10 protein-coding genes are annotated in these 13186 nt (G+C 41.2%); 6 read left to right on the forward strand and 4 right to left on the reverse strand.

Going from position 1 to position 13186, the window contains the following annotated elements; all coding sequences use genetic code 11:
* Positions 1–9 precede the first annotated feature (9 nt).
* The 3 genes from HQQ94_RS15835 to HQQ94_RS15845 all read left to right on the forward strand — a co-directional run bounded on the left by HQQ94_RS15835 (position 10) and on the right by HQQ94_RS15845 (position 3896).
* Entirely contained in the window at positions 10–1266 is a 1257-nt protein-coding gene (locus HQQ94_RS15835) for an O-antigen ligase domain-containing protein (RefSeq protein WP_173295312.1), read from the forward strand.
* Between the two features lie 241 nt (positions 1267–1507).
* The gene (locus tag HQQ94_RS15840; protein WP_173295313.1) at positions 1508–2863 is read left to right on the forward strand and encodes an oligosaccharide flippase family protein; all 1356 of its coding nucleotides are present in this window, start codon (positions 1508–1510) and stop codon (positions 2861–2863) included.
* Entirely contained in the window at positions 2853–3896 is a 1044-nt protein-coding gene (locus HQQ94_RS15845) for a glycosyltransferase family 2 protein (RefSeq protein ID WP_173295314.1), read from the forward strand. The genes HQQ94_RS15840 and HQQ94_RS15845 overlap by 11 nt, the downstream gene beginning before the upstream one ends.
* An 82-nt stretch (positions 3897–3978) precedes the next feature.
* Here HQQ94_RS15845 and HQQ94_RS15850 read toward each other — a convergent pair whose 3' ends face one another.
* A complete protein-coding gene (locus HQQ94_RS15850; RefSeq protein ID WP_173295315.1) occupies positions 3979–4410 on the reverse strand; it encodes a globin domain-containing protein in 432 nt (143 codons plus the stop codon).
* A 327-nt stretch (positions 4411–4737) separates the two neighbouring features.
* Here HQQ94_RS15850 and HQQ94_RS15855 point away from each other — a divergent pair, with 327 nt between their 5' ends.
* From HQQ94_RS15855 to HQQ94_RS15865, 3 genes are all read left to right on the forward strand, one after another.
* Complete coding sequence (locus tag HQQ94_RS15855) at positions 4738–6816, forward strand: WecB/TagA/CpsF family glycosyltransferase (RefSeq protein WP_173295316.1); 2079 nt, start codon at positions 4738–4740, stop codon at positions 6814–6816.
* Between the two features lie 60 nt (positions 6817–6876).
* Positions 6877–8301, forward strand: a complete 1425-nt coding sequence (locus tag HQQ94_RS15860; protein WP_173295317.1) for a sugar phosphate nucleotidyltransferase — start codon at positions 6877–6879, stop codon at positions 8299–8301.
* Between the two features lie 97 nt (positions 8302–8398).
* On the forward strand, positions 8399–9643 hold the full coding sequence (locus HQQ94_RS15865; RefSeq protein WP_173295318.1) for a CDP-glycerol glycerophosphotransferase family protein: 1245 nt from the start codon (positions 8399–8401) through the stop codon (positions 9641–9643).
* A gap of 40 nt (positions 9644–9683) precedes the next feature.
* Here HQQ94_RS15865 and HQQ94_RS15870 read toward each other — a convergent pair whose 3' ends face one another.
* The 3 genes from HQQ94_RS15870 to HQQ94_RS15880 all read right to left on the reverse strand — a co-directional run bounded on the left by HQQ94_RS15870 (position 9684) and on the right by HQQ94_RS15880 (position 13145).
* On the reverse strand, positions 9684–10643 hold the full coding sequence (locus HQQ94_RS15870) for a DHH family phosphoesterase (protein WP_173295319.1): 960 nt from the start codon (positions 10641–10643) through the stop codon (positions 9684–9686).
* 64 nt (positions 10644–10707) lie between these two features.
* On the reverse strand, positions 10708–11352 hold the full coding sequence (cysC, locus tag HQQ94_RS15875; protein ID WP_173295320.1) for an adenylyl-sulfate kinase: 645 nt from the start codon (positions 11350–11352) through the stop codon (positions 10708–10710).
* Positions 11353–11411: 59 nt separating this feature from the next.
* On the reverse strand, positions 11412–13145 hold the full coding sequence (locus tag HQQ94_RS15880) for an SLC13 family permease (protein ID WP_173295321.1): 1734 nt from the start codon (positions 13143–13145) through the stop codon (positions 11412–11414).
* Positions 13146–13186: the final 41 nt, after the last annotated feature.

A 13186-nucleotide genomic window follows, 5' to 3' on the forward strand; every position in this document is an offset into this window, starting at 1 on the left:
AGGAAAGCGATGGGAAGCAAGGGATTTACAGCAGATGTAACGACGATGAACACGGATGAAAAACTCATCTGGTATAGCATCACTTACACGTATCTCTTTTGGATTTTAGGGGCCATGTACATCGTTGCTCCCGTTATCGGCTGGATCCTATTACTGAGAATGGTAAAACGCTTTGTATTAGATAAACAAAACTTTATCACCACTCCTGCACAACTAACTTGGATATTAGGCATGAGTGTTATGTTAATGGCACTCGTCATTGCACATTTCGATTATGAACTCGGGATCCCTAAGTTAATAAAATCCAGCATCGGTTGGGCAAAAGGCTGGGCTTTGCTGGCCATATTTCCTTTAATTGGCTCATTAAATATCCGTCCAGAGCTTATCTATCGGGCATCATGTATTGTCTGTAAGCACACTCTCATGATCCTTCCTTTTTGTATTTTGGCTTGGCTTGTTGGCTTACCCAGCACTTTATATGTTTCTCCTCTGAGTATCATAGGTGGACCTGGCCCTGAATTTTTTAGTGTCAGCTTGTATGAAATAGATCCTGGTAGCGGCAGCCCAAGGTGGCGACTTTTCACCCCTTGGGCACCTGCATTAGGCCTGATGGGAAACCTGTTTCTTAACTTCGCAATTCAGGAAAAGCAGACCCGCTATAAAGTCTATGGGATCTTAGGCAGCCTAGTCATGATATTAATATCCCAATCTCGATTAGGCTTAATCTGTTACTTTTTATTACTCGGCTACTTTGCCTTTATTCGGTGGCATAAATCGCCATGGCTATATTTTATTGGCTCACCGGCAACCCTTTTACTAGGCCTGATGGGGGTTCATGTGATCGAAAAGTTCGAAATGAGCATTGCTGCAATTAAATCAGCCAGAGCTGGATCGACACGAGTCAGAGCACATCTTGCCCAGATAGCACTTGAGCGCTGGTATAACGAAGCCCTCGTGTGGGGACATGGCATTGTGGAACGAGGGCCGCATTTAGTTGAATACATGCCCATCGGATCTCACCATACTTGGTACGGGCTACTCTTTGTTAAAGGTTTAGTCGGAGCCATTGCGCTCGCACTCCCTTTGATCTGTAGTCTACTTAGCCTTATTAGCACGATATTCAAATCCGCCGTTGCAGCCTCTGCAATCGCAATATTGCTACAGATATTTTTGTACACCTTCGGTGAAAACCTCGAAATCCTTGCCTACCTGTTTTGGCCTGGACTTATCATCGTTGGTATCGCCCATAAGCAAAAAAACCAATAGGAAGAGCAAGCCAACAAATCCATCACGTCTCTTTTTCATCATCACTTATGAGTCACGTTGCAATTTGCGATCGCCTAAGCCATATCAATAGCAAGATGCAACAGTACTGAATATCAAGATTACCCAACCAAAACAGAAGTAAAATATTAACTTTTAAAATCAATATATTAACAATAAATTAATTATTGGCATGAAACCTGTATTAACGTTATACATACCAGCATAATCTAAGGTGTCGTTTATGACCCAAGTGATAGAAGCATCCACAACACAACACGCCAAAAGTGCTTTTTCTAAAAGCCTTTTTTGGTTAGGTTCCGCTCAAGTGATGGGACGTATTGTGCGATTAGCTTCTAGCATTATTTTAGCTCGCCTATTTACCCCAGAAGTCTTCGGACAAGTCGCGATTATTCTCACCTGTTTCGAACTCATCTGTACACCGACAAGAAGAATAACTTCTGCCTCACTAATTAAGATGAATGACGCCGAACTCGCAGCATCACTGCCCAATGCCAACAAACTTAATTGGCTGGCTGCAATCACCGCATTTGTTGCCATGAGCTTACTCAGCTGGCCTCTCGCACTCTATCACCAAGACACGATCATTATCGCGCCTATGATACTCATGGCAACAAGCTACCTCCTACTTCCTTTCGGTATGCTGTATGCAGCTATCAATCTCAGGGCAAATAGAATGCGAGTGGTAGGACGAGCCATTTTATGGCAGACCGTTGCCGATGGTGTACTAACTGCCACTTTTGCATTGCTTGGATTTGGGATTTGGGCAATCATCTTGCCCAAGGTACTGGTCATCTTCATTTGGATGGCCGTACATAGATATAACAACCCACTCCCAAAGACGCAAAAAACACCTCATGCGCATCCATCTATCCCTAAAATGCTTTATTTTGGCTCTATGGTTGGCTTGAGTGATTTAAGCATCTCACTGAGACAGAATATCGACTATCTACTTATTGGCTATTTTCTAGGACTTGAAGCACTAGGCATTTACTTCTTCGCGTTCAATACCAGTTTAGGGATCAGCCTTGGCATTATCCAAAGCTATGGTACCGCCCTTTATTCCCACCTTTGTGGCGCTAAAAAAGGCAAACCAGAGGTTATTATATCCAATGAACTTAACACTCGATATAATCACTCTTTATCGCTGATTTTAAAAATTGCAATCCCAGTGATCGCAATACAATCATTACTCTCTCCTTTGTATCTTCCACTGGTCTACGGCAATAAATGGATCGAGGCTGGTGCGCTACCTATCTTTATTCTGCTTTGTTTAAGTGGCCTGGTTAGGCCAATAGGAGAAGCAGCAAGCCAATTACTCATTAGCATCAATAAAAGCAGGTTAAACCTTACTGTTAATCTAGGGTTCACTTGCCTACTGGCCATTACAATTACCGTGTGCAGTCAATGGGGCTTAACAGCTGCCGCACTGGGTATTTTGCTTATTCATATTATCTGTATGCCTGCTCTACATCTTTATATTCAACTCTTTGTGCTTAACACGACTGCAATCAGCACTGAGCACAAAGTACTCACCTCATCAAAATATGTTAATCAGGAGATTCATCATGACGCCTAAAGTAACCGTAGTAATGCCTATCTATAATGTGCAGCATTTTGTAAAAAGTGCCATTGAATCAGTGCTTAGCCAATCTTTCAATGACTTCGAGCTTGTTTTGATTAATGATTGTTCTACCGATCAAAGCCTTGAGATATGTAAAACCATACTCGACCATCGGATCCGTATCATCAATCATAATGTGAATAAAGGACTTGCTGCCGCTCGTAATACAGGGATAAGACACGCTATTGGTACATATATCGCCTTTATCGACTCTGATGATATGTGGCATAAAGATAAATTAAAAATGCACGTTAATCATCTCAATAAATCGCCTAAAGTAGGCATAAGCTTCTCTCGTTCAAGTTTTATGGATCATCAAGGTAAAAAAATTCACTTTTATCAAATGCCACAATTAACAGGGATCAAAGCGGCCGATTTACTCTGTCGTAATCCAGTAGGCAATGGTTCTGCACCTGTGATCCGCCGTGAAACGTTAAACGACATACGCTTTCAGCCATTGAATCACCCTGAGCATTACACATGTTATTTCGATGAAAATTTTCGTCAATCTGAAGATATCGAATGTTGGCTAAGGATCGTCGCCACAACCACGTGGAAAATGGAAGGGATCCCAGCACCACTGACCTACTATCGTCTTAATCAACAAGGTTTATCTTCCAATATTATCAAACAGCTGGCATCTTGGGAGTCTATGATAGACAAAGCTAAACTCTATGCCCCAAAATTACTCGCCAAACATGAACACAATGCTAGAGCCTATCAACTCAGGTATCTCGCACGACAATCCATCAGAAACGGCAGAGGAAAAGCGGCGATTAATCTGGTTAATCGAGCCATAGGAGAGTCGCCTTCCATCATAATCAAAGAAACGGCAAGAACCTGTGTCACTGTCATCGCAGCCTATTTACTCTGGCTCTTACCTGCATCGGCTTATAAAATCTGCGAAAACATTGGGCAATATTTTATGGGGCGTATACAAAAGAACCGGATAAGTAAAGATGGAGTTAACTCTTCTATGCTGTCTTAAACAAAAAGACAGGCCGCTGTAAGGCTAGCACCACTGACCTACAGCGGCACCGAACGACTACACATCTCGTAATATCAATCGCTTATTTGGTATTATTGGAATATTGTAATAATCCATCAATCATAACCTTTGAAATATTGTCGATGTATTTTGACCAAGCGTGAATAACCGTATCATGACACGATAACTTTAATTCGTACTCTATTGTGAGTAACAGAGCTGAACGTACCACCTCAAAGTGGGCGGGCTTTATACCATAATCTTGATGTGTTGCTCCTAATGCAAATAACTTAGGCTTTAAGTCTTCAAATGCTTCCATCTCCCTTACTGCTAGATGAATAATTTCATTGAAATGCATTTCAATGACTTCAGCATCACTAATAAACATAGGTTTAATTAATGGAGCCATCTCAAATAAATTATTATAAAAACATTGAGCTAAATTTATTTTTAACCCTTGTATATTTGAAAAAGATGACTTAATCATACTTATCTCTTCTTGCGTCAAGTTCATTTTTCCCCTTAAAAGCACCTCTTAAGTCTTGAATACACTATAGCCTTACAAAAATCATTGATCAAACGCTCCCTCTATGGATAAAAAACAAACAGGAGTAAACTAAGAATAATCGAATCAATAAGCCACAGAATATTGACCACTTAATCATCTTTCACTTCAACATTTTTGCATTGCAAACTGCAATTAGGCATATTAAAAATAGATGGATTCAATCAAAAAAACTGTAACCACATGAAATAAAAGACTAATTACTAATGGCATAAAACCTGCTTATCATATAGTCATAAAACACCACACACGGCTAAAAGGCTTAAGGTAGGCAGGATGAGCACTCAAACACCACTCAAAAAAAACACTAGGATCCCAAGCTTAATTCGCAGCGTCGACTTTTGCTTCGCCCTGGTATTGATAGTCGCTGCCAGCCCAGTACTTATTCTCAAATACCTATACAGAAAATGCCGATACGGCACTGCCATAGAACATATCTTTATTTACGGTATGGATAATCAACCAATCGCACTTTATCAATTTACCGGTGAAGGTAAATATTATCAGTGGCCGCAATTAGTGAATCTACTGAAAGGAGATGTCTCTCTATTAGGAACAGAGAAACGATACATTCTCTCTCCCGACAACAAAATAGAACTTCAAGCTACTGAGCAAGCATCCTCTCACAAGCTGACAACTATCAGACCAGGACTGCTTTCCTTTGCACTCATGCATCAGCAGATTGGTCTCAGTTTTGAAGATCAAGATCTCGCCATTATCAATGCACACAAAAATGCATTTTCTTACCTATTGGCTCTGGGCCGTACAGGATTAATAGGGGCATTATCAAGTAAGCATTCTAGCCAAAATGTCAGCAGTATCAAACTATTCGATATCGAGCTTTGTAACATCACCATGACTGAAATGATCGACATGATATTGAGTAACGCTAAACATTCTGCTGTACAACAGCCGATGCCATATCATCCAAATACGTCAACCCAAGAAGAACAAATGAAACAGTTTGCGTTCGTCAATGCTGACTGTATGAATATCAGTATCCAAAACAGTCAATATCGTCATTGTTTACAAAATAGCTGTGATCGAGTGTTCCCCGATGGCTCAGGTGTTCGCATCGCAAGTATCAGTAAGGGCATTTCACCTAAAGACAATTTAAACGGTACTGATATGTTTCCAAGATTATGTGAGCAGGCTGCACATGCTGGTTTATCAATTTTTTTACTCGGTGCAGATAAAGGTATTGCAGCGACCGCCGCTAACAATATGCAACGTCGATACCCCAAACTTATCATTGCGGGTACTCATCATGGCTTTATCAGTCATCCCGAGACCGAACATCAGGTGATTGAACAAATCAATCATTCAGGCGCATCGATACTGCTGGTGGCCATGGGTGCACCAAAACAAGAATTGTGGTTAGCAAAACACAAACATCAACTCAAGGTCGGGGTTGGCATTGGTGTGGGTGGATTATTCGACTTCTATGCAGAAAAAGTAAAACGTGCACCATTATGGGTAAGGCAAATAGGAATGGAATGGGTTTGTCGCCTGAATGAAGAACCACAAAGAATGTGGAAACGTTATATCTTAGGTAACCCTTTATTTATCTATCGTGTATTGAAAGAAATTCAAGCTGAAAAACGTCAAGGGATCATACATTCACAACACAATAAAATACCAAGTCAGGTCGTATCACACAACCTAGACACTAAAAAAGCCAGATTAACGAACATTAAATCAGGTAATGTAGCCGCCATACATCGTTGTAGCCGCCAACGATTACAACGAAAACTTGGGAGCATAATCAAACGCGGATTTGACATCTTTGCCGGTTCAATATTGTTGATCCTGCTGCTTCCATGGTTATTGCTTGTGGCATTCATTATCCGTTTAGAGTCGCCCGGTGCTATCCTTTTTAGTCAGCAAAGAGCGGGCAAAAATAATACCCCTTTTACAATGTGGAAGTTTAGATCCATGTACCAAGATGCAGAACAAAGACTAGCAAACCTTCAAGCTGGTAATGAAATGCAAGGTGGCGTGTTATTTAAAATGAAGCAAGATCCCAGAATAACGCGTACCGGAAAGTTGATCCGCAAAGCCTCTATTGATGAATTACCCCAGTTATGGAATGTGATCTTAGGTGACATGTCATTAGTTGGACCACGCCCTGCGCTGCCATCTGAAGTCACACAATATTCAATGCACGATAGAAAAAGACTTGAGGTAAAGCCCGGTATCACTTGTATTTGGCAAGTCAGTGGCCGCTCAGATATTCCATTCGACCAACAAGTTGAACTGGATGTAGATTATATTTATCAACAATCGCTTTTTACCGACATTTGGATCTTAGTCAAAACCATTCCAGCCGTTCTACTCGCCAAAGGTGCTTATTAAAATAAGATCCGCATAGTCACCATAAATAACATACTGTTAGAAATAGCAAGGAGAATACCAATGCAAGCAATTATCTTCGCAAATAGAACAGGTGATGAACTCGCTCCCTTAGATCAATACTACTGCCCAGCTCTACTTCCCATTGGCAATAAGTCTGCCATTGAGTATACCTTAGAGGATATTGCCAGCTCAGGTATCACTAAGGTCAAGTTAATTATTTCATCTCAAGCACAAGAAATTGAACAACGCCTAGGTGATGGAAAACGATGGGGACTCGATATTGAATATTTTTTAAGTAAACCCCAAGAAAAAACAACATCTGTATTAGGCAGATTATCAATATCATCTGATGATCAAATACTCATTGTACGAGGGGATATTTTCCGCTCTCCTTGCATTACTGATTTTATCAACTTTTCAAAACAATTTTCAAATGGGTTTGTACAAGCAAAAATGGCGAATCAAAATGCGGCCATGATGCTGCTCCCCGCAGCACTTCCTTACCTTGATGGGATAGATTGGCCCCTAACACAACCCAGTGATAATACCAGTGTGGTGACACTTGTTTTACACGGCCTATGCAATAGGCTCGATAGCTTTCAAGCGTATATGCAGGTAAACGTGGATTTAGCCAACAACCGTATTCCATTTTTATCCCCAATCGAACGCCCTGTCATGTCGGCAAATCCAGAGCAAGACTTCTATGTCGGTGCAAAAGCCAACACTGGAGATTTAACCCTACAAAATGCATGGGGTATCATTGGAGAAAACAGTTGGGTAAGCCCAAATGTTAAGATGAAAAATACCATCATTATTGGTAACAATAGCTTAATTGACAATAATTCGACACTAGAGAACTGCCTTATTCTCCCACACACTTATGTTGGCGAAGGATTGGAAGTTAACAACAGTATACTTTGCCAAAAGCTGCTCATCAGTCTCGATAATGGCGGGGTAATAGAAATAGATGATCAAGCATTAATAGGTCCAAGCGAACATCAAGTCCCCATAAAATCAACTAAAACTCATTTAAGCACTCGATTTATCGTCTTCATGCTATTGATAGCGAGTCTGCCACTCTGGCCACTTTCAGCCTGCTATACGCTGATCTATTCCTTATTATCACGTGTGCCAACCAAGCTGCTCAATCACGAGGTCATAAACGATAATTTAGGTAAAGAATTGACCACATACTCATTGAATGTTCCAAGTCGTATCTTGTCATTACTGCCACATCTTTTTCTGGTGTTGACAGGTCAGTTAGATCTTTTCGGTGCTCCAGCACAAGTTCGTTTTGCAGCCGAGCAAGATAAGCAACGACGTGGAGTATTTGGGCCCATTCAGCTACTGTTAGGTAACGATGCTCCTGAAGAAGAACGTCTGCTATTAACTCTTGAATTCGATAATAATCATCATCGAACTAAATACATCACGCTTTTGTGGGATGCATTCAACATGCCAGTGCGATCATTCATACAAACGTAATAAGGTAAGCAAGCAAAACCGATTTGACGACATACACCCAGAGAAATGAATAACACAGTTAATTCACCGGTAACGGCACAAAGAGTGAGTAGATATCATGACATTGATCATCGCCATACTAAGAAAGCTAATCTATCACGCATCAGGCTGTTGCCCCAGAGTCCACAAAGCTGTCATGGGCAGTTATAAAAATCAATTTTCAGATAATGCCAAATATTTATATCTCCATTGGCAACAGACAGGCTTAATACGTTCAATTTGGATCACTGGCGATAATACCGTCATTAAACAACTCCGAACAGACGGTTTTGAGGCCTATCACCGCAGAAGCTTACGTGGGATATTTCACTGCTTAACCGCTAAGTTCTATTTCTATAATAGCTATATCGGTGATATCAATCAGTATGTGGCTAAAGGTGCTGTTAAAGTAAATTTATGGCATGGCTCACCACTTAAAAAAATTGAATTCGACATCAAATCGGGTCCTTTAGCACAATCCTATCAAGCGGATACTCTGATGAGTCAATGGTCAAACACACTGAATTTTCATCAACAACATGTCAAACCCGATCTGATGCTCAGCCCAAGCCCCACAATAGATAACCTATTTACGTCAGCTTTTAGGCTTAATCCACAACAATTAATTCGTAGCGGTAACCCTAGAACCGATTATTACAAACGCTACCCCGAGCAAACCACCTCAATCGCAAGTTTATTAAATAATCAATATGATAAGGTGATTTTATATGTCCCCACTTGGCGAGACAGTGGTCTACAATCTACGGGCGCTGAAGTAAATGCATATAACCCTTATGATAATGCGTTTGATTGGGCAATATTATCCAAACAATTAGTGAAAAAAAATCAGCTATTTTTAACCCGTTTTCATCCAAATGAAGCTCATCTTGGTAAGCAGTTAACTCAATATCCAAATATCATTGACCTTTCTCACTGGCAAGATGTTTACAGTATTTTACAAGAGGTTAATCTATTAATCACCGATCAATCCTCATTATTTGTTGATCTCTTATTACATCAGATCCCTATTCTTTTTTACTGCTTTACTCAAGATGATCAGAATGAACAAATACGAGAAGTTTATGACTATGCTGAATATCTTCCGCTAGTGGGTGAGCCATCGGGAGAGAAGGCACAAGACTCAAAACACAGAGTTCACACTTTTCAAGCATTACTCGATACCCTTAGTAAGGATGAGAGTTTTCACATTCCTCTTGCAACTAAAAATGAATACCAGTTGCTGCAAAATATTTTCTGGCAAGCACATGATCAAGATGCATTTGAAAATATTGAGCACTATTTATTTTCTAGCAGATCCACTTAGGCACTAAAGATCTGAGACTCACCCAGTCAAAAACCAATTTTCATCTCAGATAATGGCGTTCTACGGCTGCAATAAACCGCGCTATGTCAGCGCGAGGTAATGCATTAACGCCCGCAGCGGCAGCACGTCCGCCACCAGTACTAAACTGGCTGCAAATATCACCAGCACCTTGTTTATTAGATAAAGGGGCACGTAAAGAGACCTTCAAGGTGCCATCAAGGTTTTCACTGAAAACACCATGTGCACGGTCTCGATGTTGATTGGCAAGATGATTACCGTAAGCACCGCTGATCCGCCTCGACCAAGGTGCATCTTCAAGTTCATATAGCGCTAAAATTTGACTCTGATACCAAGGATCAATGGCTAATGCGTTGGCCATGTCTTGTTGATATGCGGTTCGTAATACGTAAAAAGGCGAGTTTACATCAGTAATGACATCAAATGGATTAGCATATTTGAGCAGCGCTTGATACAAAGTCGCAGGATGAAAGTGTAAATCCTCAAGCCGGACACCGTAACCGTTGTAATTAATTAACGTGCCAAGTTCGTTAAGTTGTTCACTTTGTGCCTCAGATAACCCTGCCTCTTGCGACAACAATCTGGCTTTATGGACTAAATTATCCCCATAAGCTGCCGTAATGGCCCAATAATGGCATTGCCCCTCTAACAATTTATCGATAATTAAACTCGTACAAGTATTAGCATCGAGATCAATGTGCGCTGATAAGTTAGCACATTGAGGGATCTCACCACTTCGGTGATGATCAGCATAAAAAACACTGGCCCCTAACTGCAGAGCCCGTAATAAGCCAGCTCGATTGGCCTCCATCGAGATATCCAATACCGTCAGACTATCTCCTTGTTTCACTTCAAGCTTATCAAGTAGTTCAATATCTCGCTTAACCCCGGTGACAAGTTCACTGTCTGTAGGGGATACGAGTCTAAGTTGCAGTAAAGCAATAATGCCATCAGCATCACCATTAAAAATATCGTAATTCATGAATATCCTGTCTGAGATAAAATACCTTACACGGGCAAGTCTTTATCACATTAACAGATCCAGCTCACTGATCCGCCGTAGCTTCAATATAACCCTTAGTTTTAAGGTAGTTGACAATTTTCTCAGCGCACGCATTAACTGACATCTTATCCGTCTCCACATGGATCTCTGGGGTTAACGGGACTTCATATGACGAATCAATACCTGTAAAATTGCGAATTTCGCCAGCTCTCGCCTTCTGATATAAACCTTTAGGATCACGCTGTTCACACACCTCTATTGGCGTATCAATAAAGACTTCAATAAACTGCCCAAAACCTAACTGGTTTCTCACCATCTCTCTGTCTGCCAAAAATGGCGAAATAAATGCCGTCGACACCAGCAAACCGGCATCCACAAAAAGCTTAGCAACCTCACCAATACGGCGAATATTCTCAACCCTATCTGCATCAGAAAAACCAAGATCGCCATTAAGTCCATGGCGCACGTTATCGCCATCAAGCAGATAAGTCGTGCACCCCAAATCATATAACATGTTATCGACGGCATTGGCGATGGTCGATTTGCCAGAGCCACTTAACCCCGTGAACCAGATAACCGCAGGTAAATGCCCCTGAGCCATCACTCTTTGCTCATGGGTGACACTCGCTAAATGCCACACCACATCAGTGGATTTAGCTTCATTTATAACTGTTTTATACGGTGACATGTTTTTCCTTTAACCCCGCTGGAGTAATACCATTATTTTTAAAGCCAACTGGCTATTTTTCAGTGCTGAAATGGAAAAAATATCGGCACTGCCGTTAATACAATCACCGCATATACTAAGCTGACAGGTAACCCCACTTTAACAAAATCCATGAGTTTGTATTGACCTGCGTTATACACCATTAAGTTAGTTTGATACCCATAAGGGCTGATAAAACTGCCACTGGCAGCAAAAGCGACGGTCATAATAAAGGGCAAAATATCGACGCTAAACCCTAAAGCAATACTGTAACTGATAGGAAACATCAAGGCGGCTGCGGCGTTATTAGTCACCAGCTCTGTCACCAACCAGGTCATCAAATAAACTAAAATCAACGCCCAAATCGCGTGTTCCTTATCAGCAACCTGGCTGATCCATAAAGAAAATATATCAACCACTCCCGCATTCACTAAAGCATGGGATAACAAGATAGCAGTGGACACAATTAACCAAATATCAAGAGGAAAGCGTCTGACCACTTCATTCACACTAATGCATTGGCTGAATATCAATCCCCCCAAAAGTAACATCAGCCCTTGCAACATGTCGATAACGCCCGTAGCCGCTAATGCTATGGTTAAAACGAACCCCCCAATTGACAACCAAGCTTTTAAACCATTAATCCTCATCTCGGGTTCAACACCGCTGATCACAATAAAGTTTTTACTGATATTACGTCGTGATTTAAAATCATCACCGACGGCCAAGACTAAAAAGTCTCCCGCCTTTATCACCACTTCCCCAAGCTTGCCCGATATCTCTTCACCATCACGCCTAATTGCGACCACAGCGGCATCAAATAACGCCCTAAAACCTACCTCTTTTAAGGTTTTAGCAAGCAGCATACTCTCCTGCTTAACCACGACTTCGGTCAGATTCGAATCTAATAAGCCATTCTTCTCAGCAAACATCTCTAACCCCGAGAATTGACTAAGCTGCATCATTTTAGTGATATCACCACTAAAAATAAGTCGATCATCCACTTGCAGCACCTCTGCTGGCGTCACTGGGCTAATTAAGCTTTTATTACGTACCACTTCAACCAAGAATAACGACTCTAAATGCCTTAAACCATTATTCTCCACCGAACGGTCAATCAACTCAGAGTCTGGTACGATTTTAGCATCGATAAAATACCCTTTTGAACAGGACTGTTTATGTTCAATGTCAGGCAACCAGCGAGAAACCATCTTCAAAACCAATCCACAGCCAAGCACTAATAGCACGCCGACGGCAGTAAATGAAAAAAAACTCAATGATTGACCGCTAGCATCAATATAAAGGCTATTAACGATTAGATTGGTCGAAGTACCTATTAGCGTCAGCGTCCCCCCTAAAATGGCGGCATAAGAAAGAGGAAGTAATAACTTACTGGCAAAATGATGGGGATTATTGCGGATCGGAGAGAGCAAGGTTGCCACCACCGCCGTATTGTTTAATAGAGCTGAGCTGAATGCTGTAACACCAAATAGGCGTAACCAAGTTGAATCATAATTACTCACAATCACTTTAGAGGCTATCACACGCAACAAACGTGTTTTCTCCAGTGCAAAGGAACACAAAATCAACAAAACTAATGTAACCAGTCCTGGATTGGACATACTCGATAACAGTTGTTCACGACTGACTAAATTCAAGGCTACCAATGCCAGTAAAGTCGCACCAAATACCAAGGATGGTCGACTCTGAAAGCGCACTAATCCCGCAATAGTGGCGAGAAATATACCTATGGTAAGGTACCCATTTAACGACATAAGTGTATGATATCCTAATACGACAAGTTACCAGTGTCAGC

This window comes from Shewanella sp. VB17 (assembly GCF_013248905.1).
GTDB lineage: Bacteria > Pseudomonadota > Gammaproteobacteria > Enterobacterales > Shewanellaceae > Shewanella.

Coding starts and splice junctions, on each gene's coding strand:
- HQQ94_RS15835 (WP_173295312.1), top strand. CDS start 10: ATGGGAAGCAAGGGATTTACAGCAGATGTAACGACGATGAACACGGAT.
- HQQ94_RS15840 (WP_173295313.1), top strand. CDS start 1,508: ATGACCCAAGTGATAGAAGCATCCACAACACAACACGCCAAAAGTGCT.
- HQQ94_RS15845 (WP_173295314.1), top strand. CDS start 2,853: ATGACGCCTAAAGTAACCGTAGTAATGCCTATCTATAATGTGCAGCAT.
- HQQ94_RS15850 (WP_173295315.1), bottom strand. CDS start 4,410: ATGAACTTGACGCAAGAAGAGATAAGTATGATTAAGTCATCTTTTTCA.
- HQQ94_RS15855 (WP_173295316.1), top strand. CDS start 4,738: ATGAGCACTCAAACACCACTCAAAAAAAACACTAGGATCCCAAGCTTA.
- HQQ94_RS15860 (WP_173295317.1), top strand. CDS start 6,877: ATGCAAGCAATTATCTTCGCAAATAGAACAGGTGATGAACTCGCTCCC.
- HQQ94_RS15865 (WP_173295318.1), top strand. CDS start 8,399: ATGACATTGATCATCGCCATACTAAGAAAGCTAATCTATCACGCATCA.
- HQQ94_RS15870 (WP_173295319.1), bottom strand. CDS start 10,643: ATGAATTACGATATTTTTAATGGTGATGCTGATGGCATTATTGCTTTA.
- cysC (WP_173295320.1), bottom strand. CDS start 11,352: ATGTCACCGTATAAAACAGTTATAAATGAAGCTAAATCCACTGATGTG.
- HQQ94_RS15880 (WP_173295321.1), bottom strand. CDS start 13,145: ATGTCGTTAAATGGGTACCTTACCATAGGTATATTTCTCGCCACTATT.